Source organism: Pseudomonas sp. B329 (genome assembly GCF_023127835.1).
GTDB lineage: Bacteria > Pseudomonadota > Gammaproteobacteria > Pseudomonadales > Pseudomonadaceae > Aquipseudomonas > Aquipseudomonas synxantha_A.
In genome coordinates, this window is sequence record NZ_SPKP01000022.1 from 168,708 (window position 1) to 192,427 (window position 23,720).

At 60.3% G+C, this 23,720-nt stretch carries 20 protein-coding genes; 7 read left to right on the forward strand and 13 right to left on the reverse strand.

Annotated elements, in window-relative coordinates:
• Positions 1–14: 14 nt before the first annotated feature.
• From E4P00_RS14230 to mreB, 6 genes are all read right to left on the reverse strand, one after another.
• A complete protein-coding gene (locus E4P00_RS14230) occupies positions 15–3,830 on the reverse strand; it encodes a YhdP family protein (RefSeq protein ID WP_248131809.1) in 3,816 nt (1,271 codons plus the stop codon).
• Between the two features lie 78 nt (positions 3,831–3,908).
• A complete protein-coding gene (gene rng, locus E4P00_RS14235; RefSeq protein ID WP_003188562.1) occupies positions 3,909–5,366 on the reverse strand; it encodes a ribonuclease G in 1,458 nt (485 codons plus the stop codon).
• A 70-nt stretch (positions 5,367–5,436) separates the two neighbouring features.
• Positions 5,437–6,033: a Maf family protein gene (locus tag E4P00_RS14240; RefSeq protein ID WP_078820291.1), complete on the reverse strand. Its 597-nt coding sequence runs from the start codon at positions 6,031–6,033 to the stop codon at positions 5,437–5,439.
• Positions 6,034–6,083: 50 nt separating this feature from the next.
• The gene (gene mreD, locus E4P00_RS14245) at positions 6,084–6,572 is read right to left on the reverse strand and encodes a rod shape-determining protein MreD (RefSeq protein ID WP_003188558.1); all 489 of its coding nucleotides are present in this window, start codon (positions 6,570–6,572) and stop codon (positions 6,084–6,086) included.
• Positions 6,572–7,672 (reverse strand): rod shape-determining protein MreC, encoded by a 1,101-nt coding sequence (mreC, locus tag E4P00_RS14250; protein WP_078820290.1) that lies wholly within the window; start codon positions 7,670–7,672, stop codon positions 6,572–6,574. The genes mreD and mreC overlap by 1 nt, the downstream gene beginning before the upstream one ends.
• Before the next feature lie 139 nt (positions 7,673–7,811).
• On the reverse strand, positions 7,812–8,849 hold the full coding sequence (gene mreB / locus E4P00_RS14255; RefSeq protein WP_002555108.1) for a rod shape-determining protein MreB: 1,038 nt from the start codon (positions 8,847–8,849) through the stop codon (positions 7,812–7,814).
• 210 nt (positions 8,850–9,059) lie between these two features.
• Between mreB and gatC the strand changes: the two genes are divergently transcribed.
• The 6 genes from gatC (at position 9,060) to E4P00_RS14285 (ending at position 14,225) form a co-directional block, all read left to right on the forward strand.
• Complete coding sequence (gatC, locus tag E4P00_RS14260; protein WP_005784804.1) at positions 9,060–9,347, forward strand: Asp-tRNA(Asn)/Glu-tRNA(Gln) amidotransferase subunit GatC; 288 nt, start codon at positions 9,060–9,062, stop codon at positions 9,345–9,347.
• Between the two features lie 16 nt (positions 9,348–9,363).
• Positions 9,364–10,815 carry an Asp-tRNA(Asn)/Glu-tRNA(Gln) amidotransferase subunit GatA gene (gene gatA / locus E4P00_RS14265; protein ID WP_032877795.1) on the forward strand — a complete coding sequence of 484 codons (1,452 nt, stop codon included), beginning with the start codon at positions 9,364–9,366 and terminating at the stop codon, positions 10,813–10,815.
• A 10-nt stretch (positions 10,816–10,825) separates the two neighbouring features.
• Complete coding sequence (gene gatB / locus E4P00_RS14270) at positions 10,826–12,271, forward strand: Asp-tRNA(Asn)/Glu-tRNA(Gln) amidotransferase subunit GatB (RefSeq protein WP_005784800.1); 1,446 nt, start codon at positions 10,826–10,828, stop codon at positions 12,269–12,271.
• Positions 12,272–12,370: 99 nt separating this feature from the next.
• The gene (locus E4P00_RS14275; protein WP_005784798.1) at positions 12,371–12,742 is read left to right on the forward strand and encodes a septal ring lytic transglycosylase RlpA family protein; all 372 of its coding nucleotides are present in this window, start codon (positions 12,371–12,373) and stop codon (positions 12,740–12,742) included.
• 59 nt (positions 12,743–12,801) lie between these two features.
• Positions 12,802–13,848 (forward strand): calcium/sodium antiporter, encoded by a 1,047-nt coding sequence (locus tag E4P00_RS14280; RefSeq protein WP_177327422.1) that lies wholly within the window; start codon positions 12,802–12,804, stop codon positions 13,846–13,848.
• Positions 13,845–14,225, forward strand: coding sequence for a carboxymuconolactone decarboxylase family protein (locus tag E4P00_RS14285; RefSeq protein WP_032877796.1), 381 nt, complete (start codon positions 13,845–13,847; stop codon positions 14,223–14,225). Before E4P00_RS14280 ends, E4P00_RS14285 begins: the two co-directional genes overlap by 4 nt.
• On the opposite strand, the gene E4P00_RS14290 is transcribed toward E4P00_RS14285, so the two are convergent.
• The 5 genes from E4P00_RS14290 to kdgD form a co-directional block, all read right to left on the reverse strand.
• A complete protein-coding gene (locus E4P00_RS14290) occupies positions 14,222–15,163 on the reverse strand; it encodes an AEC family transporter (protein WP_005784792.1) in 942 nt (313 codons plus the stop codon). The two genes, E4P00_RS14285 and E4P00_RS14290, sit on opposite strands and share 4 nt — an antisense overlap.
• Before the next feature lie 174 nt (positions 15,164–15,337).
• Positions 15,338–16,891, reverse strand: a complete 1,554-nt coding sequence (garD, locus tag E4P00_RS14295; RefSeq protein ID WP_005784791.1) for a galactarate dehydratase — start codon at positions 16,889–16,891, stop codon at positions 15,338–15,340.
• 10 nt (positions 16,892–16,901) lie between these two features.
• Positions 16,902–18,266 carry an MFS transporter gene (locus E4P00_RS14300; protein WP_005784790.1) on the reverse strand — a complete coding sequence of 455 codons (1,365 nt, stop codon included), beginning with the start codon at positions 18,264–18,266 and terminating at the stop codon, positions 16,902–16,904.
• 171 nt (positions 18,267–18,437) lie between these two features.
• The gene (locus tag E4P00_RS14305; RefSeq protein WP_248131811.1) at positions 18,438–19,883 is read right to left on the reverse strand and encodes an aldehyde dehydrogenase family protein; all 1,446 of its coding nucleotides are present in this window, start codon (positions 19,881–19,883) and stop codon (positions 18,438–18,440) included.
• A 54-nt stretch (positions 19,884–19,937) separates the two neighbouring features.
• A complete protein-coding gene (gene kdgD, locus E4P00_RS14310; RefSeq protein ID WP_005784786.1) occupies positions 19,938–20,849 on the reverse strand; it encodes a 5-dehydro-4-deoxyglucarate dehydratase in 912 nt (303 codons plus the stop codon).
• A gap of 237 nt (positions 20,850–21,086) precedes the next feature.
• On the opposite strand from kdgD, the gene E4P00_RS14315 reads away from it, so the two are divergent.
• The gene (locus E4P00_RS14315; protein WP_103734634.1) at positions 21,087–22,244 is read left to right on the forward strand and encodes a phospholipase; all 1,158 of its coding nucleotides are present in this window, start codon (positions 21,087–21,089) and stop codon (positions 22,242–22,244) included.
• 138 nt (positions 22,245–22,382) lie between these two features.
• On the opposite strand, the gene E4P00_RS14320 is transcribed toward E4P00_RS14315, so the two are convergent.
• Both E4P00_RS14320 and E4P00_RS14325 read right to left on the reverse strand, forming a co-directional pair.
• Positions 22,383–23,132 carry a FadR/GntR family transcriptional regulator gene (locus E4P00_RS14320; protein WP_032877801.1) on the reverse strand — a complete coding sequence of 250 codons (750 nt, stop codon included), beginning with the start codon at positions 23,130–23,132 and terminating at the stop codon, positions 22,383–22,385.
• A 158-nt stretch (positions 23,133–23,290) separates the two neighbouring features.
• Entirely contained in the window at positions 23,291–23,710 is a 420-nt protein-coding gene (locus tag E4P00_RS14325; protein WP_005784780.1) for a ClpXP protease specificity-enhancing factor, read from the reverse strand.
• Between the last annotated feature and the right edge of the window lie 10 nt (positions 23,711–23,720).

Sequence of the window (23,720 nt, forward strand, 5' to 3'; positions counted from 1 at the left end):
TACTCCACAGGCTCTCAGTTTGGCTTTTCAAATGGCTTGTCGAAGGTGATTTTCGGATCCTTCCAAGGGCCTTGCACCTTGTACTGCACACTGGCAAAGCGCGAAACCCGATCACCGATCAGCTTGTCGATCAGGAACAACGCACCACCAATGGCAGGCGCACCGACAATCAGCGCCGCGATGGGCAGGTTGTTGGTCACCGGCAACGTGACCAGCAGCTTGGCGTCGACGCGATCGGCGACCAGATCCAGGGTGCCGTTAAGCTCAAGATTGGTCGAGGGCCCGGTCATGGTGATGGGCTCACGGGTCACGAACACACCATTACTGGCAGCCAGCAAGCCCTTGACTCGGTCATAGCTCAAGCCTTTGCCAAACAGGTCGGAAAAGTCCAAACGCAAACGCCGGCCAATGGAGTTGAAGTTAAGCAGGCCAAACACCCGCAATGCCTGGGCGCCCCCTTCCACTTCAACGAACTGACCTTTACGGAATGCGGCATCCAGGCTGCCGGAAAAGCGCTTGGGCCCAACCCAGGCCGGCGAGCCCGGCCAACGGCCATCCACGTCCAGATGGAAATCCTCACTGGTCACCGTAGGCGCAAAACCCCAGCCCTTGAGCACATCGGCGATATTTCTGCCATCGAGGCGGCCCTTGTACCAACTGCTGCTGGCGCCCGGCGCGCCTTCCCAGCCACCGGCGCCCTTGAGCAGCATCCCCTTGAGGCCCAGGTCCAGGTTATTGAAGGCCAGGCCCTTGGCGGTCGGACGAATCCGCAGCGACCATGCCCCTATCAGATCGGGGCCCTGGAACAGCTGGTCAATGGCGATGTCCAGTGCCGGGATGCTTTTGGGGTCGATATCGGCCAGCGGGTCCGGTGCGTTTTCGTCGGCCTGGGCTGTCGGGTCCACTGCGGGCAATTTGACGTACTTGAGGTTGATCGCAATCGGCGCGCCCTTGGCATCGGGCAGGTTCACCGTGCCGTTGGCTTGCTGGCTGTCGAGCTGCAGGCCCCAGGCAGCCGGCTTGCGATCAAGCTGCAACTTGACCTGGTCAAACTGGGTACCAAATCCGGTCAGCTTGCCTACCCTGAAGTCGGCGCCACTGAGCAGTTGCTTGGCATTGCCACCTGGGTCGTTACCCGCGTAGCGGTCCACGAGCTTTTTCCAGGGATCGATATCCAGTTCCGACAGCACGCCACGAATGCGCAAGCCCTTGGCCCCGGGCAACAGCGCGTCACCGTCACCCAGGAACAATTCGCCACGGCCGTTATTGAAGTTGTCCGGCGGTGCCGCAAAGGTGAAATTCGCCAGCTCGCCGTAATCAAACCAGTAACGTCGCTCAGCGCCCTGCAACGTCATGCGAAAGGTGCTGTCACGTCCCTGGCTGGCCGGCATGCCGAACGGCGCCGGTAGATCCACCGCAACACCCTTGAGGTTGGAGTTGACCATCAACTGACTGTCCGCACCGTCCAGAATAACCTGCAACTGGTAAGGAATATCGCCGGATACCGGCAACGGCTGACTGACGTTCAGCCAATCCGTCAGGCGCTTGACCGCCACCTGGCCCTTGGCAGTCACGCGAGTGCTGATATTGCCCGGCTTGCCCTCGGCGAAGATCTGCGCAGTGATAGGTTGCTCGAATGCCTGGGCCGAGATGTTCTGACCGCTCAGGCCCTTGGCGCTATCGAAGCGAAAATCACCCTTGAGCTGGGTGAGGTCCAAGGGCGGTTCAGCCAATTGCAGGCGTGCCTTGTCGGTCTTGAAGTCCACCACGATCTTGGGCTCGGTGCCCTTGGCCAGGGGAACGTCAAGGTCCAGGCTACCTTGCAGGTCGCCCTCGCCTTTCCAGCCGGCGAACGTGGACGCGGTACCGATGGGCGCTTCCTGAAGAATTTTCAGACCATCACCCAAGCCACCGGAAAACCCGCCGGTGAGCAACAGATGACTGTCCTTGCCGGCCGGTGCGTGAGGAATATTGACGTACACATCCTTGACCCGGGTGTCGAGCAACTGCCCCTTGCTCGCCAGGATGCGCACGCCGCTTTCCTCGACGAACACTTCACCATTAACCTTGTTCACATGGGGCCAACCCGGCTGGAAGGCCAGTTCGGCGTCATGCACCTTGAAGAACAGGCTGATATTGCGCGACGCCGGCAGGGCGTTGTGGCTCAGCGACCCCTGGTACTGGAAAAAGCCTTCATCCACTGCCCCTTTGAGAATCGCGGTACGCAGCCACTCATCCAGCGCCGGGCTCAACACGGCCGGCAAGTATTTGGGGGTAAAACGGCCATCGCCATCGACCATGCCGACCCGCAGGTCCATGTAGTCTTCCTGGCTATGATCGAAATGCAGGCGAATCAGGAAGTCCGCCGCGACCTTGCCCTCTTCGCCCAGCACCTTGATGTACGGAGCGATCAGGGTGAAACCCTGTTTGTCGAGTTTCCAGGTCAGGCGTGCATTGGCCTGGATGTACTGCCAGGGCTTGGCGAAGATGGGGAACAGATGCAGGGAAAAATCCTTGCTGTCCATGCGCAGTTCGCCATGGCCCAGGTCGCCACTGATGCTGCCGGACACATTACGCGCGGCCGGCGCACCAAAATACGCGTCGAAACCGACACGCTCAAGGTTCGCGGCAAAGCTGACTTTCTGGTCGGTGGCGTCCTGAGGGCGGAAATCCACCAGCACATTACGCAACAGGCCAGTGGCCTTGAGATGCTCGACGGTCTTGGCGAAACCTTCGGGCAACGGCGCCAAGGCATTGAGCAGCGGCGTGATCGGCGTCAGGTCAAGACGATCGGCCTGCAACTTCCACACTTCCTGTTCTTTATCGGTCGCCAGGTTTTGCTGCAATTGAATGCGCGACTCCCAGCGGGTGTCGCCAATGTTCATTGCCAGCGAATCGAACAGCACTTCAAGGCCACTATCACTGCGTTGCAGGTAGGCCGTCAGCGCCAGATTCTCCAGATGCACGGGCTTGCGGTCGGCGTAGCTGCCCTTCACTTGCGGCGAGTTGAGGCGAACAGCAGCGCTTTGCACGGTGCCTTTGGCCCAACTGAGCCAAAACTCACCGCCGGCTTTGAACCGCGTGAGTTTCCATTGCTGGGTTAGCCGGGCGGGAATCCATTTGGCCCAGTCGCTTTGCGGCAGGCTCAGGTAGGCGTCGATCTCTGCGTCCTTCCACTGGCTGGCGCGAATACGGCTACGCAGGCTGATAGCAAGCGGCTGGCCATCAGGCAAGGTCAGCCGTGCATCCAGACGCTGATGGCTCATGCCGGTATGCAGGCTCAGGCCTACATAGGTCACGGTCACCGGCGCCTGATCGAAGGGCTGCAAGGTAACCTGACTGTCCAGCACCAACACGCGCTTGACCATTTGCATGCGCGTCAGCAACTGTTGCGGGTCCAGCGGCTGGTCGTCCTGAACCGGCAAGCCTTGCAGCGTCCAGCGGCCGTCCTTGTCTTCCTTGACGCTCAATTGCAGGCCGCTGACTTGAAGGTGGGCGATGCGCACTTCACGGGCCAACAGGCTGGCCCACATATCCGGTACCACTTCCACCTGGTCCAGGCGCAAGGCACTGCTGCCCTCGCCGACCATCACATCGTGAGCCAGCAATACCGGAGCAAACCCGCTCCAGCGGCCTTCAAGGCTGCCGATATGCAGCGGTGTATCCACTGCAGCCTGGGCCTTGGCTTCGATTTCGGCGCGATATTCGGCGACCAATGGGGTCAATTCACGCCCCAGGCTTACGTACACCGCCGCCAATACCAGCAGCAACGCACACAGGCCCAAGCCCCAGCGGGTCAAAGCGGCAAAAAAGCGTATCAGACGCTCCATGTCAGGCGACCCTCAAAAAACAGTTGGCGGACGGCAGATCAAGGTCCGCCGGTCTCGAATAAGGCAAGCAATTGGGGATCAGAGCAGCACCACGTCGTATTGTTCCTGGGAATACATGGTTTCGACCTGGAAGCGAATCGTGCGACCGATAAAGCTCTCCAGCTCCGCGACGTTCCCCGACTCTTCGTCCAGCAGGCGATCGACCACTTTCTGGTTGGCAAGCACTCTATAACCCTCGGCCTGATAGGCACGTGCCTCACGCAGGATTTCGCGGAAAATTTCGTAGCAAACGGTTTCCGGGGTTTTCAATTTACCCCGCCCCTGGCAACTGCTGCACGGCTCGCACAGCACCTGCTCAAGGCTTTCGCGGGTGCGCTTGCGGGTCATCTGCACCAGGCCCAGCTCGGTGATGCCGATGATGTTGGTCTTGGCGTGATCGCGCTCCAGCTGCTTTTCGAGGGTGCGCAATACCTGGCGCTGGTGTTCCTCATCTTCCATGTCGATGAAGTCGATGATGATGATGCCACCGAGGTTGCGCAGGCGCAGTTGGCGAGCGATCGCCGTGGCGGCTTCCAGGTTGGTCTTGAAGATGGTCTCTTCGAGGTTGCGATGGCCCACGAATGCGCCAGTGTTAACGTCAATGGTGGTCATGGCTTCGGCCGGGTCCACCACCAGGTAGCCGCCGGATTTGAGCGGCACCTTGCGCTCCAGGGCTTTCTGGATTTCGTCTTCAACGCCATACAGGTCGAAGATCGGCCGCTCGCCGGGGTAGTGCTCCAGGCGGTCGGCAATTTCCGGCATCAGCTCGGCAACAAATTGCGTGGTGCGCTGGAAGGTTTCCCGCGAGTCGATACGGATTTTCTCAATTTTCGGGCTGACCAGGTCACGCAGCGTACGCAGCGCCAGGCCCAGGTCTTCATAGATGACGCTGGGCGCGCCAATGGTCTTGATCTGTGCGTCGATCTGATCCCACAGGCGCCGCAGGTAGCGGATATCCATAAGGATCTCATCAGCGCCTGCGCCTTCGGCGGCGGTACGCAGGATAAACCCGCCCGCTTCCTTGATGCCCTCGGCAGCCACGCAGTCGCTGACCACCTTTTTCAGGCGTTCACGCTCGGCTTCGTCTTCGATCTTCAGGGAAATGCCGACATGGGCAGTGCGCGGCATGTACACCAGGTAGCGCGAGGGAATCGACAACTGGGTGGTCAAGCGTGCGCCCTTGGAGCCGATAGGGTCCTTGGTGACTTGCACCACCAGACTCTGCCCTTCGTGCACCAGGGCGCTGATGCTTTCCACCGCAGGGCCTTCGCGCAGGGAAATTTCCGAAGCGTGGATAAACGCAGCACGGTCCAGGCCGATATCGACAAATGCTGCCTGCATACCTGGCAGTACGCGCACCACCTTGCCTTTGTAGATATTGCCGACGATCCCACGCTTTTGGGTACGCTCGACATGCACTTCTTGCAGAACACCGTTCTCTACCACCGCCACGCGCGATTCCATCGGCGTGATATTGATCAGAATCTCTTCACTCATGGCTGGGTCTCGTTCAGGCGTTTTCACAATAGTGACCGATCGCTCAAGGCTTGGCGCTGGAATACGGCGTTCAGCGCACGGTAATGTTTTGCCAACAGGGTATGCCGAATTGGACGAGCAGTTGCGCGGTTTCGCACACGGGCAGACCAACCACCGCAGAATAACTGCCATTGAGGCCGGCAACGAACACCGAACCCAGGCCTTGGATAGCATAGCCGCCGGCCTTGTCCTGGGGTTCGCCACTGTGCCAGTAGGTTGTAGCCTCTTCGACAGAAAGCTGGCGAAAACGTACAAGACTGCTTACATATCGAGTTTCGCAGCGCTGGCCGTCGGTGAGGGCAATCGCGGTGAGCACTTCATGCTCGCGGCCCGAAAGGGCCATCAGCATTGCCAGCGCGTCGGCCTGGTCCACGGGTTTGCCCAGGATCTGGCCGTCAATAATCACCGCCGTATCGGCGCCCAATACGCAGGTGCCCGAGGTTTGGCCAAGCGCAACAAAACCCGCCGTTGCCTTGCCGCGCGCAAGGCGCTCGACATAGGCAACGGCGGGTTCGTTGGCATGAGGGGTTTCATCAATAGCGGCGCTGACTACGGTGAAGGGCACACCGATCTGGGTCAGCAGCTCACGTCGCCGCGGGGAGCCCGAGGCCAGATAAAGCGAAATCATTGCAGCCTCTCCCTGTTGGGTTCGATAACCAGGCAGAGCCTCGCAACCATTCAATTGATTTTATAGCGGCGACGCAGCCCACGCAGGCCAAAACTGATCCAGGGCCACAGCAGTGCACTGACCAGGGCCGGCAAGACCAGCGCCAGGGTGGGCTGACGGTTGCCGGTCAATGCGCTCAGCCACAATTGCACCAACTGCGCCAGACCGAAAATCACCAGGATCACCAGGCACTGCTGCCACATAGGGAACATGCGCAGGCGCTGTTGCAACGACAGCACCAGGAAAGTGATCAGGGTCAGGATCAACGCATTCTGGCCCAGCAAGGTGCCATAGAGCACATCCTCCGCCAAACCCAGGCACATCGCAGTGACCATGCCCACCTTGTGCGGCAGGTTCAAAGACCAGAACGCCAGCAGCAAGGCCAGCCAGAGCGGGCGCAGGATTTCCATGAATTGCGGCAGCGGCGAAACGCTGAGCAGCAAGCCAATAGCGAAAGTCAGCCAGACGATCCAGCCATTGCGCGAATGAGTACCGGCCATTATTCCTCCCTCTGCCGTGTGGTGGCCGGAGCGGTTGTCGCAGGCCTCGCAGGCGCGGTGGTCGCCGCCGGTTTAGCCGGGCGAGCACTCTGTGCAGCAGGCTTGGCTGGTGTGGCGACAGGCGCTGCGGTTGCCGGAACGGCCGGCGCAGCCGCAGGCGCTGGTGGCCCGACGAAGGCCGGTTTGGGCACAATGGCGGGGACGACCGGCGCGGTGCCGTTCTGCTTGTCTTCCGCTTCCTGGGCCTGGGCGGCGTCGTTGGCGCGCTCCTCCGGGGTGCGGTTATCGCTGAACACCAGCAGCAGGTAACGGCTACGGTTAAGGGCAGCCGTCGGCACGGCCCGAACGATCGCGAATGGTTGGCCAGAATCGTGGATCACTTCCTTGACCGTCGCCACCGGGTAGCCGGCCGGGAAGCGCTGGCCCAGGCCGGAGCTGACCAGCAGGTCGCCTTCCTTGATATCCGCAGTGTCGGCAACATGGCGCAGTTCGAGGCGTTCGGGGTTGCCAGTACCGCTGGCAATCGCGCGCAAGCCGTTGCGGTTGACCTGAACCGGAATGCTGTGGGTCGTGTCCGTCAGCAGCAGGACGCGCGAGGTGTAGGGCATCAACTCCACCACCTGGCCCATCAGGCCACGGGCATCGAGCACCGGCTGGCCGAGGACCACACCGTCGCGCTCACCCTTATTGATGATGATGCGATGAGTGAACGGGTTCGGATCCATGCCGATCAGCTCGGCGACTTCAACCTTTTCATTGACCAACGCGGAAGAATTGAGCAACTCGCGCAGACGAACGTTCTGCTCGGTGAGGGCCGCCAGCTTTTGCATGCGCCCCTGCAACAGCAGGTTTTCAGTCTTGAGTTTTTCGTTCTCGGCGATCAGCTCGGTGCGGCTGCCAAATTGGCTGGCCACGCCCTGGTAGAGACGTTGTGGCAGGTCGGTGATCCAGTAGGTCTGCATCAACACCAGCGACATCTGGCTACGCACGGGCTTGAGCAGTGCAAAGCGGGCATCGACCACCATCAGCGCGACCGAAAGCACGGTCAGCACCAATAAGCGCACGCCCAATGAGGGGCCTTTGGCGAAAAGCGGTTTAATAAGCCGCTCCTCCCAGGCAAATGTTCTCTTTATTCATACGGCATCAAACCGGCCTGGATGCAGATTGAAGAAGATAAACGCCAACAGGCAGCACTGCAAAGTGCTGCCTGCCGACCAAGCATGAACCATCCAGGCAATCTTATTCGCTGGAGAGCAGGTCCATGGTGTGTTTATCCATCATTTCCAGCGCACGACCACCACCACGAGCAACGCAGGTCAGCGGGTCTTCGGCAACGATCACCGGCAGACCGGTTTCCTGGGCCAGCAGCTTGTCGAGGTCGCGCAGCAAGGCGCCACCACCGGTCAGCACCAGGCCACGCTCGGCGATATCGGAAGCCAGCTCCGGCGGCGACTGCTCCAGGGCACTCTTCACGGCCTGAACGATGGTGGCCAGGGACTCTTGCAGAGCTTCCAGCACTTCATTGGAGTTCAGGGTGAAGGCACGTGGAACGCCTTCGGCCAGGTTGCGACCGCGAACATCGACTTCGCGAACTTCGCCGCCCGGGTATGCGGTGCCGATTTCCTGCTTGATGCGCTCGGCGGTGGATTCGCCGATCAGGCTGCCGTAGTTGCGACGCACATACGTGATGATCGCTTCGTCGAAACGGTCGCCACCCACACGCACGGATTCGGCATACACCACACCGTTCAGGGAAATCAGGGCGATTTCGGTCGTACCGCCACCGATATCCACCACCATCGAGCCGCGGGCTTCTTCAACCGGCAGGCCGGCACCGATCGCAGCCGCCATCGGCTCTTCGATCAGGAACACTTCGCGGGCACCGGCGCCAAGGGCCGATTCACGGATGGCACGACGCTCAACCTGGGTGGACTTGCACGGAACGCAGATCAGCACACGAGGGCTGGGCTGCAGAAAACTGTTTTCGTGAACCTTGTTGATGAAGTACTGCAGCATCTTCTCGCAGACGCTGAAATCGGCGATCACGCCATCCTTCATCGGACGAATGGCAGCAATGTTGCCTGGTGTACGGCCGAGCATACGCTTGGCCTCGGTGCCAACGGCAACGACACTTTTCTGATTACCATGGGTCCGAATGGCCACAACCGATGGCTCATTCAGAACGATACCGCGCTCGCGCACGTAAATAAGGGTGTTGGCAGTGCCCAGGTCAATGGAAAGATCGCTGGAAAACATGCCACGCAGTTTCTTGAACATGGGAAAGGGACCCTAGGCAACGCGTGGGTAAAAAAGTGCGGCAAACTCTAACAACGACAGGGATTTTGGGCAAGGCGCCAATGTGCTAAATTGGCCGACTTTCTGTGCACCAACCCCCACAATCGCGGCCATATGACCGTAGAAATGCGGTAGTGTTCCGACAATCTAACACACGGACGCCTTCCGTTCTGTTTTCCACTGGAGAATCCCATGGCGCTTGAACGCTCCGACGTGGAAAAAATCGCGCATCTGGCCTCGCTTGGCCTCAATGACGCCGATCTTCCACAGACCACCGCAGCCCTGAACAGCATTCTCGGGCTGGTTGACCAAATGCAGGCCGTCGATACCGACGGCATCGAGCCCCTGGCTCACCCGCTGGAAGCCAGTCAGCGCCTGCGCGCAGACGTCGTGACCGAGCGCAATAACCGCGAGGCTTACCAGTCCATCGCGCCAGCGGTCGAAAACGGCCTGTACCTGGTTCCGAAAGTCATCGACTAAAGGGAAAGAGCCTTTCATGCATCACATGACTCTGGCCGAGATCGCCCGCGGTCTCGCCGACAAAACGTTTTCCAGCGAAGAGCTGACCAAGACCCTGCTTGCGCGCATCGCCGAGCACGATCCCAAGGTCAACAGCTTCATCAGCCTCACCCAAGAGCTGGCCCTGAGCCAGGCCAAGGCGGCCGACGCACGTCGCGCCAACGGTGAAAACAACCCTCTGCTGGGCGCCCCCATCGCCCACAAGGACCTGTTCTGCACCCAGGGCATTCGCACCAGCTGCGGCTCGAAGATGCTCGACAACTTCAAGGCGCCCTACGACGCCACCGTGGTCTCCAAGCTGGCCGCCGCCGGGGCTGTGACCCTGGGCAAGACCAACATGGACGAATTCGCCATGGGTTCGGCCAACGAGTCGAGCTACTACGGCGCGGTGAAAAACCCGTGGAACCTTGAGCACGTGCCCGGCGGCTCGTCCGGTGGCTCGGCTGCGGCCGTGGCCGCACGCTTCCTGCCCGCCGCTACGGCTACCGACACCGGCGGTTCGATCCGCCAGCCCGCCGCGTTCACCAACCTCACCGGCCTGAAACCGACCTACGGTCGCGTTTCCCGCTGGGGCATGATCGCCTACGCCTCAAGTCTCGATCAGGGCGGCCCTCTGGCACGCACCGCTGAAGACTGTGCAATATTGTTACAAGGCATGGCAGGCTTCGATAAACAGGACTCCACCAGCATCGATGAGCCCGTGCCGGACTACAGCGCCAGCCTGAATACCTCGCTCAAGGGCCTGCGCATCGGCGTGCCGAAAGAGTACTTCAGCGCCGGCCTCGACCCGCGTATCGCCGATCTGGTGCAAAACAGCATCAAAGAGCTGGAAAAGCTCGGCGCGGTGATCAAGGAAATCAGCCTGCCGAACAACCAGCACGCGATTCCCGCCTACTACGTGATCGCGCCGGCAGAGGCGTCTTCCAACCTGTCGCGCTTCGATGGCGTGCGCTTCGGCTATCGCTGCGAAAACCCGAAAGACCTCACCGACCTGTACAAACGCTCCCGTGGCGAAGGCTTCGGCAGTGAAGTCCAGCGCCGGATCATGGTCGGTGCCTATGCCCTGTCCGCCGGCTACTACGACGCGTACTACCTCAAGGCGCAGAAAATCCGTCGCCTGATCAAGAACGACTTCATGGCCGCCTTCGAAGAAGTCGACGTGATCCTCGGCCCAACCACGCCGAACCCGGCCTGGAAGATCGGCGCCAAGACCGGCGACCCGATCGCCGAGTACCTGGAAGACCTCTACACCATTACCGCCAACCTCGCGGGCCTGCCGGGCTTGTCCATGCCTGCCGGTTTCGTCGACGGCTTGCCGGTTGGCGTGCAATTGCTCGCCCCGTATTTCCAGGAAGGCCGCCTGCTCAATGTGGCGCACCAGTACCAGTTGCACACCGACTGGCACACCCGCACCCCTACCGGCTTCTGAGGAGAACACTATGCAATGGGAAGTTGTGATCGGGCTGGAGATTCATACCCAGCTCGCCACCCAATCGAAGATTTTCTCCGGTAGCGCCACCACGTTCGGCTCTGAGCCCAACACCCAGGCCAGCCTGGTCGACCTGGGCATGCCCGGTGTGCTGCCAGTGCTGAACCAGGAAGCGGTGCGCATGGCGGTGATGTTCGGCCTGGCGATTGACGCCGAAATCGGCCAGCACAACGTGTTTGCACGCAAGAACTACTTCTATCCGGACCTGCCCAAGGGCTACCAGATCAGCCAGATGGAACTGCCGATCGTCGGCAAGGGCCACCTGGACATCCCGCTGGAAGACGGCACCATCAAGCGTGTCGGCGTAACCCGTGCGCACCTGGAAGAAGACGCCGGCAAGAGCCTGCACGAAGAATTCCCCGGCGCCACCGGTATCGACCTGAACCGTGCCGGCACGCCGCTGCTGGAAATCGTCTCCGAACCGGACATGCGCAGTGCCAAGGAAGCCGTGGCCTACGTCAAGACCATCCACGCGCTGGTGCGCTACCTGGGCATCTGCGACGGCAACATGGCCGAAGGCTCGCTGCGTTGCGACTGCAACGTGTCGATCCGGCCAAAGGGCCAGGTTGAGTTCGGCACCCGCTGCGAGATCAAGAACGTCAACTCGTTCCGCTTCATCGAGAAGGCGATCAACAGCGAAGTGCGTCGCCAGATCGAATTGATCGAGGACGGCGGCAAGGTGATCCAGCAAACGCGCCTGTACGACCCGAACAAAGACGAAACCCGCGCCATGCGCAGCAAAGAGGAAGCCAACGACTACCGTTACTTCCCCGACCCGGACCTGTTGCCGGTGGTGCTGGAGGATTCGTTCCTCAACGACATCCGCGCCACCCTGCCGGAACTGCCGCAGCAAAAACGCGAGCGCTTCCAGGAGCAGTTCGGCCTGTCGGTCTACGATGCCAGCGTGCTGGCCTCCAGCCGTGAACAAGCCAACTACTTCGAAAAAGTCGTGAGCATTGCCGGCGACGCCAAGCTGGCGGCCAACTGGGTGATGGTCGAACTGGGCAGCCTGCTGAACAAACAGGGCCTGGAAATCGACGAAGCGCCTGTAACTGCCGAACAATTGGGCGGGATGCTGCTGCGCATCAAGGACAACACCATCTCCGGCAAAATCGCCAAGACGGTGTTCGAAGCGATGGCCGCGGGTGAAGGCAACGCCGACGAGATCATCGAGAAGCGTGGTCTCAAGCAAGTCACCGACAGCGGCGCGATTTCGGCCGTACTCGATGAAATGCTCGCGGCGAATGCCGAACAGGTCGAGCAATACCGCGCCGCAGACGAAGCCAAGCGCGGCAAGATGTTCGGCTTCTTTGTCGGCCAGGCCATGAAAGCTTCCAAGGGCAAAGCCAACCCGCAACAGGTGAACGAGCTGCTTAAAAGCAAGCTCGAAGGCTGATTGCGGTGAATGGTTGGAGCAGACCTCAAGGTCTGGCTCCAACCTGTGTGGGAGGGGGCTTGCTCCCTCTCCACATTTTTTATTGGGGATGTCCTGACAATGAAGCGTCTACTCGGCCTCCTGGCCTTGTCCTCCCTGCTGGCCGGTTGCGCCAGCGGTCTCATCGACCCCAACGGTTACGACGAAACCGGCACCGCCTCCTATTACGGCGCCAAACACCATGGCAAAAGAACCGCCAGTGGTGAACCCTTCAACCAGAACGCCTTGACCGCTGCGCATCGGCGCCTGCCCTTCGGTACGCGGGTCAAAGTGACCAATCTGAACAACGACCGATCGGTCGTGGTGCGCATCAATGACCGCGGCCCGCACACCCGTGGGCGCCTGATCGACGTTTCCCGCAAGGCTGCCGAGCAACTGCGTATGCTGGGCAGCGGCACCGCACGGGTTCGCGTGCAAGCCCTGAACAACTGATTGAGGCTGCCTTGAGTATTTTCGGATTGAACGCCCTTTCGCCCTGGAGCCTGCTCGAACTGGTCGGCGGCTTGCTGCTGTTGATCGTCGGCGCCGAGATCCTGGTACGCGCCGCCGTGCGCCTGGCGGCCAGCCTCAAAGTGCGACCGCTGATCATCGGCCTGAGCGTTGTCGCCTTCGGCAGCAGCGCGCCGCAGATGGCCGTCAGCCTCCAGGCCACGCTGGCCGGCAATACCGATATCGCCGTGGGTAGCGTTATTGGCAGCAGCATTTTCAATATCCTCGTCACCCTGGGCCTGTCGGCGCTGATCATTCCACTGCGGGTCTCACGGCAACTGGTGCGTGTGGATATCCCGGTGATGATCTTCGCCGGTCTGCTGGTGTTTATCCTGGCCGCCAATGAAGTGCTGACACCGCTCGATGGTGTTTTGCTGCTGGTGGCGCTGGTAGCTTACCTTGGCGTGCTGCACCACCAGACGCGTCATTCACGCCGCCCGCGCACCCTGGACACCGTAGCCAAGGCACCCTGGTTGAGCAGCGCGTTACTGATGTTCGCCGGGCTATTGGTGCTGGTACTGGCCGGGCATTTGTTGCTGGGCGCCGCGGTGGAAGTGGCGGGCGACCTGGGCTTGTCGGAGCGCGTCATCGGCCTGACGCTCATCGGCGTGGGCACCTCGCTGCCCTGCCTTGCCACATCGCTGATCGCCGCCTTGCGCGGCGAGCGGGAAATTGCGGTGGGCAACGTGATCGGCAGCAACCTGTTCAACCTGCTGGGAGTGCTGGGCTTTACCGCGCTGGTGGCGCCGTCGCCGCTGTCGGTATCACCCAATGCCCTGGACTTCGATTTGCCGGTGATGCTCGGTGCCATCGTCCTGTGCCTGCCGGTGTTTTATACCGGCTACCGCGTGACGCGTATCGAAGGGCTGGTGCTGCTGGGGTTGTACCTGGCGTACGGGCTGCACGTAATGGCGTTCACCACCGGTATGCCCCTGGCCAACAAGCTTGAACAATTGATGCTGTATTACGTCCTGCCGGCGTTGGTGGCTTTGCTGTTGTTCACCTCTGTGCGCGCCTGGCACCGCCAACACAAGAGGGAATCGAAATGACCGATCAGAAAAAACCCGGAGTTGAGGTACGACGCCAAGTCATGGGCGATGCATTCGTCGACCGCGCCCTGGGTAATGCCACGGCGTTCACCCAGCCGCTGCAGGACTTCGTCAATGAACATGCGTGGGGCGCTGTCTGGAACCGCGAAGGCTTGCCGCTCAAGACCCGCAGCCTGATCACCCTCGCCGCCCTGACAGCCCTCAAATGCCCGCAGGAACTCAAGGGCCACGTGCGCGGTGCACTTAATAATGGCTGCACGGTAGACGAGATTCGCGAAGCGCTGCTGCATTGCGCGGTGTATGCCGGTGTGCCGGCGGCGATTGATGCCTTTCGGGCGGCGCAGGAAGTGATCGAAAGCTACCAGAAAGACGCCTAGATCCAGCCACCCGCCTGCAATACGAAAATCCCGATATTGGTGGTCACCGCCGCCATCAGCGTAGTGATCACGATAATCGCCGCCGCCAGCTCATGATTGCCTTGCGCCGCCCTGGCCATCACGAAGCTGGCCGCGGCTGTCGGCGCGCCGAAGTACAGGAACAGAATCCCCAGCTCCGGCCCGCGAAAGCCCAGCAACCAAGCGCCCAAGGTTGCGATCACCGGCAACCAGATCATCTTCATCAGGCTCGCACTCAACGCCATGTTGCCGCTCTTGCGCAGCGCGGCCATGGACAAGGTGCCGCCGATGCAAATCAACGCCAACGGCAGCGTGGTATCCGACAGGTACTGCAAGGACTTTTCGAACCAGCCGGGCAAGCTGATCTGAAAGTACGCGAACGGCGCCGCAACGATCACGCTGATGATCAGTGGGTTAGCCACCACACTCTTGAAAATGCTCCACGGGTCGGACTTGATCACCGGGCTGTACACCGCCAGCACAATGGTCGACAGCGTGTTGTAAAACAGGATCACCAGCGCCGCGAGGATTGCGCCCAGGGAGATCCCGTAGTCACCGTACATACTGGCGGCGAGCGCCAGGCCGATCACCCCGTTATTGCCGCGAAACGCACCCTGGGTGTAAATGCCCCGGTCTTCACGCTTGCAGCGAAAAATCGCCCAGCCCCAGGCCAAAGCAAAGCTCGCCAGGGTGGCGACGGCAAAATAGATCAGCAAACCCGGCTTGAGTGCCGCGTGCAGATCGGCATGCAGGATGCCCAGGAACAGTAGCGCCGGCATGGTGACGTTGAACACCAGCGACGACGCGGTGTGGATAAAGTTGTCGTTGATCCAGTTGATGCGCTTGAGCAGCACACCCAGAAACAGCATGGCAAACACCGGCGCGGTGATGGTGAGGGTGGTAAGGAAGATTGCCAGCATGCCGGGGAGAACCTTGGTGGGCGTCGTTAGTTGGCTAATGATAAGCCATGCAGCCCGTGTCGTCTGGTCTACCGCTATCGGGAGCAAGCCCCCTCCCACATTTGAACGCATTCATTCTGTTGAAATGCGGACCAATGTGGGAGGGGGCTTGCTCCCGATGCAGGCGACTCGGTCTCAGGTAATCGGCGCCGGGTTGAACAGCGTGATGTCGTTATGCAACTTGTGATGCTCCGCCCACGTCTGCTTCCTGCCACTGGCCACGTCCAGGTAGAAGTGAAACAACTCCCAGCCCAGCTCCTCGATGCTCGCGCGCCCGGTGGCAATGCGCCCGGCGTCGATATCGATCAGGTCCGGCCAGCGCTGGGCCAGCTCGGTGCGGGTCGACACCTTGACCACCGGCGCCATCGCCAGCCCGTACGGCGTGCCACGCCCGGTGGTGAATACATGCAGGTTCATCCCTGCCGCCAGTTGCAAGGTGCCGCACACAAAATCACTGGCCGGGGTGGCGCAAAAAATCAGGCCCTTGCCCTTCAAGCGCTCGCCGGGGCCGAGCACGCCGTTGATCGCGCTGCTGCCGGACTTGACGATGGAGCCCAATGACTTCTCGACAATATTCGACAGCCCGCCCTTCTTGTTTCCCGGCGTGGTATTGGCACTGCGGTCTGCTTCACCCTTGGCCAGGTAACGGTCATACCAGTCCATTTCCCTGACCAGTTCCCGGGCAACCTCCTGGTTCTGTGCGCGGGAAGTCAGCAGGTAAATGGCATCGCGCACTTCAGTCACTTCGGAAAACATCACCGTCGCGCCGGCCCGCAGTAACAAGTCCGAGGCATACCCCAGCGCCGGGTTGGCGGTGATACCGGAAAACGCATCACTACCACCGCACTGCATACCCAGGATCAGCTCGCTGGCCGGCACGGTTTCCCGACGGCGCTGGTCGAGTTTCTTCAAGCGCACCTCGGCCAGCGCCATGATCTGCTCAATCATTTCGGTAAAGCCATGGCTGGAATCCTGCAGGCGATACAACCACGGCTCGCTCAAGTCCACCGAGCTGTCGTTATCGTGCATCACCTGGCCGGCCTGCAATTTCTCGCAGCCCAGGCTGATCACCAGGGCTTCACCGCCCAGGTTCGGGTTGCGCGCCAGATTGCGCACGGTGCGGATCGGGATATAGGCATCCGTCGCCGTAATCGCCACGCCGCAGCCGTAGCTGTGAGTCAGCGCCACCACATCATCGACGTGGGGATACTTGGGCAGCAACTCATCCTTGATGCGCTTGACTGCGTGGTCCAGCACGCCGGTAACGCACTGCACGGTGGTGGTGATGCCGAGGATATTGCGCGTGCCCACGGTACCGTCGGCATTGCGATAGCCCTCGAAGGTGAACCCCTCCAGCGGTGCCTGGGTTTCAGGCACCTCGGTGGACAGCGGCAAGCTGTCAAGCGGTGGCGCGGTGGGCATGCGCAGCTGATCTTCCTGCACCCAACTGCCACGCGGAATCGGAGCCAGGGCGTAACCGATGGTCTGACCGTAGCGGATAATCCGGCCGCCCTCGGGGATATCTTCCAGTGTGACCTTGTGGCTCTGGGGTATGAACTCCACGGTGACCAGGCCGTCGGGGAATTCGGTCCCCGCCGGCACACCCTGGTCGTTTACCACGATCACCACATTGTCGCGCTCGTGCAAACGGATCGAGCGCGGCGAGTCGGCATGTTCAATCAACTGCATCACACGAACCTCAGGAATGCGCTTGGGAAAGGTTGGTCAACTCAGGGCCTTTGGCGGGCGGCTCTTTGAGCACCACGCGCTTGATCGGGCCGACAATCACCAGGTAGCTGAACACTGCGACCAGCGCGTTGGCGCCGACGAACACCAGGGCCCATTTGAACGAGCCGGTAGTGCTGATGATGTAGCCAATGACAATCGGCGTGGTGATCGACGCCAGGTTACCGAAGGTGTTGAACAGGCCGCCACTGAGGCCGGCGATCTGCTTCGGCGAGGTGTCGGACACCACCGCCCAACCCAGTGCGCCAACGCCTTTGCCGAAGAACGCCAGGGCCATGAAGCCCACCACCATCCATTCGATGTCCACGTAATTGCAGGCCACGATACTGCTGGAGATCAGCAGGCCACCAATGATCGGCGCCTTGCGGGCAAAGGTCAGCGAGTGGCCTTTACGCAGCAGGTAGTCAGAGATCACCCCGCCGAGCACACCGCCGATAAAGCCGCAGATCGCCGGCAACGAGGCGATAAAACCAGCCTTGAGGATGGTCATGCCGCGATCCTGCACCAGATACACCGGGAACCAGGTCAGAAAGAAGTAGGTGATGCCGTTGATGCAGTACTGGCCCAGGTACACGCCGAGCATCATGCGGTTGGTCAATAACTGGCGTATGTAATCCCACTTCGGCCCATCAGTTTTCTTACCCTTGCCCTTGTCCTGATCCATGTCGACCATCGCGCCGTTGGCAGCGATGTGGTTGAACTCGGCCTCGTTGATCATCGGATGCTGGCGCGGGCTGTGGATAACTTTCAGCCAGATCAGCGAGAACACGATGCCGATCACGCCCATCACGATAAACACATGCTGCCAGCCGAAGCGGTAGACGATCCAGCCCATCAATGGCGCAAACAACACCGTGGCGAAGTACTGCGCCGAATTGAAGATTGCCGATGCGGTGCCGCGCTCAGCCGTAGGAAACCACGCCGCAACAATACGGGCATTGCCCGGAAACGACGGCGCCTCGGCCAGGCCCACCATAAAGCGCAACATGAACAGCGCCACTACGGCGGTGGAGACGCCGAACTCACCGACATAGCCTTGCAGCACGGTGAATAGCGACCAGGTGAAGATGCTCAAGGCGTATATTTTTTTCGAGCCGAAGCGGTCGAGCAGCCAGCCGCCAGGAATTTGCCCGGCCACGTAAGCCCAACCGAATGCGGAGAAGATGTAACCGAGGGTGACCGCGTCGATGCCGAGGTCTTTTTGCAGGCTGGAGCCGGCGATGGCGATAGTTGCGCGGTCGGCATAGTTGATCGTGGTCACCAGAAACAGCATGAGCAGGATCAAATAGCGGACATGGGTCGGCTTGGTCGCTTGCATGAAGAGGTACTCCCACTAATTATTTTTTTTGCGGGTAATGATTTTTTGTTTTTCCTGTGGGAGCCGGGCTTGTCCGCAATGCAGACACCTCGGTGTGTCAGCAAGACCGAGGTGATGCTATCGCAGGCAAGCCAGCTCCCACATAAAGCCAGTGCCACAGGATGCTGCGTATTACGAGCCGATATAGCTGGTCTTCACCACGGTGTAGAACTCTTGCGCATAGCGACCTTGCTCACGCGAACCGTAGGATGAGCCCTTACGGCCACCGAATGGAACGTGGTAGTCCACACCCGCCGTCGGCAGGTTGACCATCACCATCCCGGCCTGGGAGTGGCGTTTGAAGTGGTTGGCGTACTTCAGCGACGTAGTGGCGATACCCGCCGACAGGCCGAATTCGGTGTCATTGGCCATGGCCAGCGCCGCCTCGTAGTCAGCCACACGCACCACGTTGGCCACCGGGCCGAAGATTTCTTCACGGCTGATGCGCATCGCCGCTTCGCTGTCGGCAAACAAGGTCGGCGCCAGGTAATAGCCTTCGGTGTCGCAGGTCACCAGGCCGCCACCGCTCACCAGCCGCGCACCTTCGCTTTGGCCGATGTCGATGTATTTCATGTCCTGGTCCAACTGGGCCTGGGACACCACTGGCCCGATGTCGGTGCCGGTGTGCAACGCGTGGCCGACCTTGATCGACTTCATGCGCTCAGCCATTGCCGCAACAAACCGGTCGTGAATACCGGCGGTGACAATCAAACGGCTCGACGCGGTGCAACGCTGGCCGGTGGAATAGAACGCGCTCTGCACCGACAACTCCACCGCCTGCTTGAGGTCGGCGTCATCGAGGATGATCTGCGGGTTCTTGCCGCCCATTTCCAACTGCACTTTGGCCTGGCGCGACACACAATTGACGGCGATCTGACGACCCACGCCAACGGAGCCGGTGAAGCTGATGCCATCGACTTTCGGGCTGTTGACCAACACGTCGCCGACGACACGACCGCTGCCCATCACCAGGTTGAACACACCAGCAGGGAAACCAGCGCGAGAAATGATCTCCGTCAGGGCCCAGGCGCAACCCGGCACCAGCTCCGCAGGTTTGATCACCACGCAGTTGCCGTAGGCCAGGGCCGGGGCGATTTTCCACGCGGGAATGGCAATCGGGAAATTCCATGGAGTAATCAGCCCCACCACGCCAAGGGCTTCGCGAGTCACTTCAACGCTGACGCCCGGACGAACCGAGGGCACGTAATCACCTGAAAGGCGCAGGCATTCACCGGCGAAGAACTTGAAAATATTACCGGCGCGGGTCACTTCGCCGATGGCTTCGGGCAGGGTCTTGCCCTCTTCCCGGGCCAACAAGGTGCCGAGCTCTTCGCGACGGGCAAGGATTTCACTGCCGACTTTATCCAGCGCGTCGTGGCGCGCCTGGATACCGGACGTGGACCAGGCCGGGAAAGCGGCGCGGGCCGCGTCAATGGCCGCGTTGACTTGGGCCACGTCCGCTTTGGCGTATTCGCCGATGACATCGGACAAATCAGACGGGTTGATATTGGTGCAATAGTCGGCGCCGGTTACCCATTCACCGTTGATGTAGTTTTCGAAACGCTTTGCTTGGGACACAAATCTTCTCCTGACGCAAAAGGCCGCTGATTGCTCAGCGGCCTTGTGGATAATTTATTGCGCGCCTTGCTTGTCGATCAGCGCTGCCAGGGCTTCGTATTCTTCCGGCAACAGATCGGTCAGCGGCGTACGCACCGGGCCGGCGTCATACCCGACAATTTTCGCGCCGGCCTTGACGATGCTCACTGCGTACCCGGCTTTGCGATTACGGATGTCCAGGTAAGGCAGGAAGAAGTCATCAATGATCTTGTCGACGGTGACGTGATCTTCGCGGGCAATGGCGTGGTAGAAATCCATGGCGGTTTTCGGGATGAAGTTGAACACCGCCGAGGAGTACACCGGCACTCCAAGGGCTTTGTAGGCCGCGGCGTAAACCTCTGCAGTCGGCAGACCGCCGAGGTAGCTGAATCGGTCACCCAGGCGGCGACGGATCGACACCATCAGCTCGATATCACCCAGGCCATCCTTGTAGCCGATCAGGTTCGGGCAACGTTCGGCCAGACGCTCCAACAGCGGCGCGGTCAGGCGGCAGACATTGCGGTTGTAAACCACCACGCCGATCTTGACCGACTTGCACACCGCTTCAACGTGGGCAGCAACCCCGTCCTGGCTGGCTTCGGTAAGGTAGTGCGGCAGCAGCAGCAAGCCTTTGGCACCGAGGCGTTCCGCCTCCTGGGCGTACTCGATGGCCTGGCGGGTCGAACCGCCCACACCGGCAAGAATCGGCACGCTGGACGCGCAAGTGTCCACGGCGGTTTTTACCACTTGGGAATATTCGCTGGCAGCGAGGGAAAAAAACTCACCCGTCCCACCGGCTGCGAACAACGCGGTGGCGCCGTAAGGGGCTAGCCATTCGAGGCGCTTGATGTAGCCCGCCTGGTGGAAGTCACCCTGGGCGTTGAAATCGGTCACCGGGAAAGACAGCAGACCGTGGGAGAGGATGGACTTCAGTTCTTGTGGATTCATTATTCGAACACCCTGGGCGAAGACTTTCTGAGGAAAGCGTTGTTGTTGGTTTTGATGATGTCGTACGTCATCGTACAACTATAAAAAGATTCGTCAACTGCAATTCGTTGAGCCTCCGCTCGCACCTGACGTGTGGATTGCAACTCTTGACGTAGGAAATTTCTCACCTATAGTAACTTTAGCTGTATATACATACAGTTAAAAAGGAAGATTCCCACGACATAGCAAGGAGCTAACATGTCAGGTCTTGAACTCGCAGTACCCGAGAAACTCCCGCCAACCCTGCGTTTTGAAGGGGGTGAACACACCGCCATCGGCGATGAAACCCTGCTGCGCTTCGCCAAGGACGCTGCGGCGATTCCTGCACACCAGGTGCAATTGCATTTGCCCAACGGGCTCGCGCTGACCTACGGCCAAGTGATCGCTTTAGGTGGCGATTTCTATGGCATCCCCGGCCAAGCCATCAGCGATGGCGCCTCTGCGGCCGAGCGCGTGCAACGTTTCACTGCAGCCTTCAACTCTCTCGCCGTATTGCCCGCCTCACGGGAAGAGGCGCAGAAGATCCTGGCGGTGATGCAAAAGGAAATCAACGCCGTCAAGCAGGCGATCAAGGATGGCAAACAACCCCATGAAGCCTACGACGCACTGGGTGATACGTTGTCAGAGGAGTGGAACCGCATCACGGGTGGCGGCAGCGCTGTTTCGGCCCTGATTCCCTTGGGGCGCTACCTCAAGCTGGCAGCGGACAATGCCGATCACTTCGGTGAGTGGGCCTTGTCCGCGTACCTGGCCGGTCACACGGCGGCGCTGCAACAAGCCGTTGTGGCCCACCAGACGGGTACCGACCAGGCCCTGGAACTGGCCTATGCGATGAACAGCTTCGCTGATCACTTCTTGACCGACCTGTTTTCTGCCGGGCACCTGCGAGTGCCGCGCAAACAGTTGGCAGCCGTTGTGACGCCAGGTGAACTGGGCTCGCTGATCAGCCGCTTCATGCACGACGAAGACAGCAAGTTCGGGCTCAAGGTGCGTAATGCCATGGGTGATCAGTGGCATGCCTACGGCGACAAGCGCTACTTCGACAGCATCGACGCCGATAATCGCGTGCAGGTAAAACGTGCGGTGCAGGCTTCGGCAGACGAAATCTTCGAAACCTTCATCAGCGGCGTCACGCCCTCCCCGGCCAGCTTCAAGGCACCGCTGTATGTGCCCGACCTGAACGCCGCGCAAAACCCGGCGAATAACTTCTCGCCGTTGTTCAAGATGGAGGGGGACAAGGTGCTGCGGCGCAAGGACGTCAATGACCTGAACGACAAACACTGGACCAATGATTGGTGGGGGTGGAGTACGTATCTGTTGCTCAAAGACTACAAGCCCAATCAACCCGCCAGCTAAACAGGCCCGGTACTCCAGATAATGGAGATCAAATGTGGGAGCTGGCTTGCCTGCGAATGCACTGGTTCAGTAACAAACTCAATGACTGACACACCGCTATTGCAGGCAAGCCAGCTCCCACACGGGATATGGCAAACCTCAGCCGCGCTGCGCTTCTGCCTCTTCATGGGCATGGCGCAGCCGCTCACGGCTGTTGGTCAAATGCAGACGCATGGCCGCCCGCGCCGCATCCGAATCCTGACGGGCAATTGCCTCATAGATTTCTTCGTGTTCGCGACTCAGGCGGCTCATGTAATGCTGTTGGTCATCATGGGCCAGGCGCGCCGAATTCAAGCGGGTACGCGGAATGATGCTGGTACCCAGGTGGGTCATGATGTCGGTGAAGTAGCGGTTGCCGGTAGACAGTGCAATTTCCAGGTGGAAGGCAAAGTCTGACGCCACCGCATCGCCAGCGTGGGCCGCACTTTCATTCAGCGCATCAAGGGCCGCACGCATGGCGGCCAGTTGTGCATCACTGCGACGCAAGGCGGCAAGGCCCGCCGACTCTACTTCCAGGCTGATACGCAGCTCCAGAATCGCCAGCACATCACGCAAGGTCACCACGGTGGCCGGGTCAATGCGGAAACCGCTAGGGCTGGGCGTGTCCAACACAAAGGTGCCGATACCATGGCGGGTCTCGACCTGGCCCGCCGCCTGCAAGCGCGAGATGGCCTCGCGCACCACGGTGCGGCTGACGCCGTGGGCGTCCATGATCGCCGACTCGGTAGGCAGTTTATCGCCGCGTTTGAGCTGGCCATCGCGGATCTGCTCGGACAACACCGTGACCAATTCCTGGGCAAGGCTGCGGCGCTTGCGGGGCAGACGTGGAGCGGCGCTGGCGTTTTCCATGATGAACCATCTTTCTCGGCGAACTGAAGACCGCATCATAGCCCATGGTGGTTGTACGATCACCGTTGTGGCGCGACTTTCATCCATATCCTTTGCGCAAAAAAATGCCCCGACAAACGTCGAGGCATTTTTCAGAGGGGTCTGAAGGCAAAATCTGCCTACTTCACCACTTTCAAGCTCGGCCGACCGCTAGGACGCGGCGGCTCGCTGTCCGGTGGCGGTAGATCATCACCGCCTTCACCGTCGATCGTTTCGTCGTCCTCGAAAGGCGACTCCAGATCGAACACCATGCCTTGGCCATTCTCCCGGGCATAGATCCCGAGGATGGCACCAATCGGCACGAACAGCGTATGTGGTACGCCACCGAAACGCCCTTCAAAGCTCACCGCTTCGTTGTCCATGTGCAGATGGCGCACGGCACTGGGCGATACGTTCAGCACAATTTGTCCGTCGCTGGCGAAACCCTGTGGCACATCCACCTTGGGAAACTCGGAATTGACCAGCATGTGCGGTGTGCAATCGTTGTCCACAATCCACTCATAGAGCGCGCGGACCAAATAAGGTCGACTGGAGTTCATCAACGGCTCC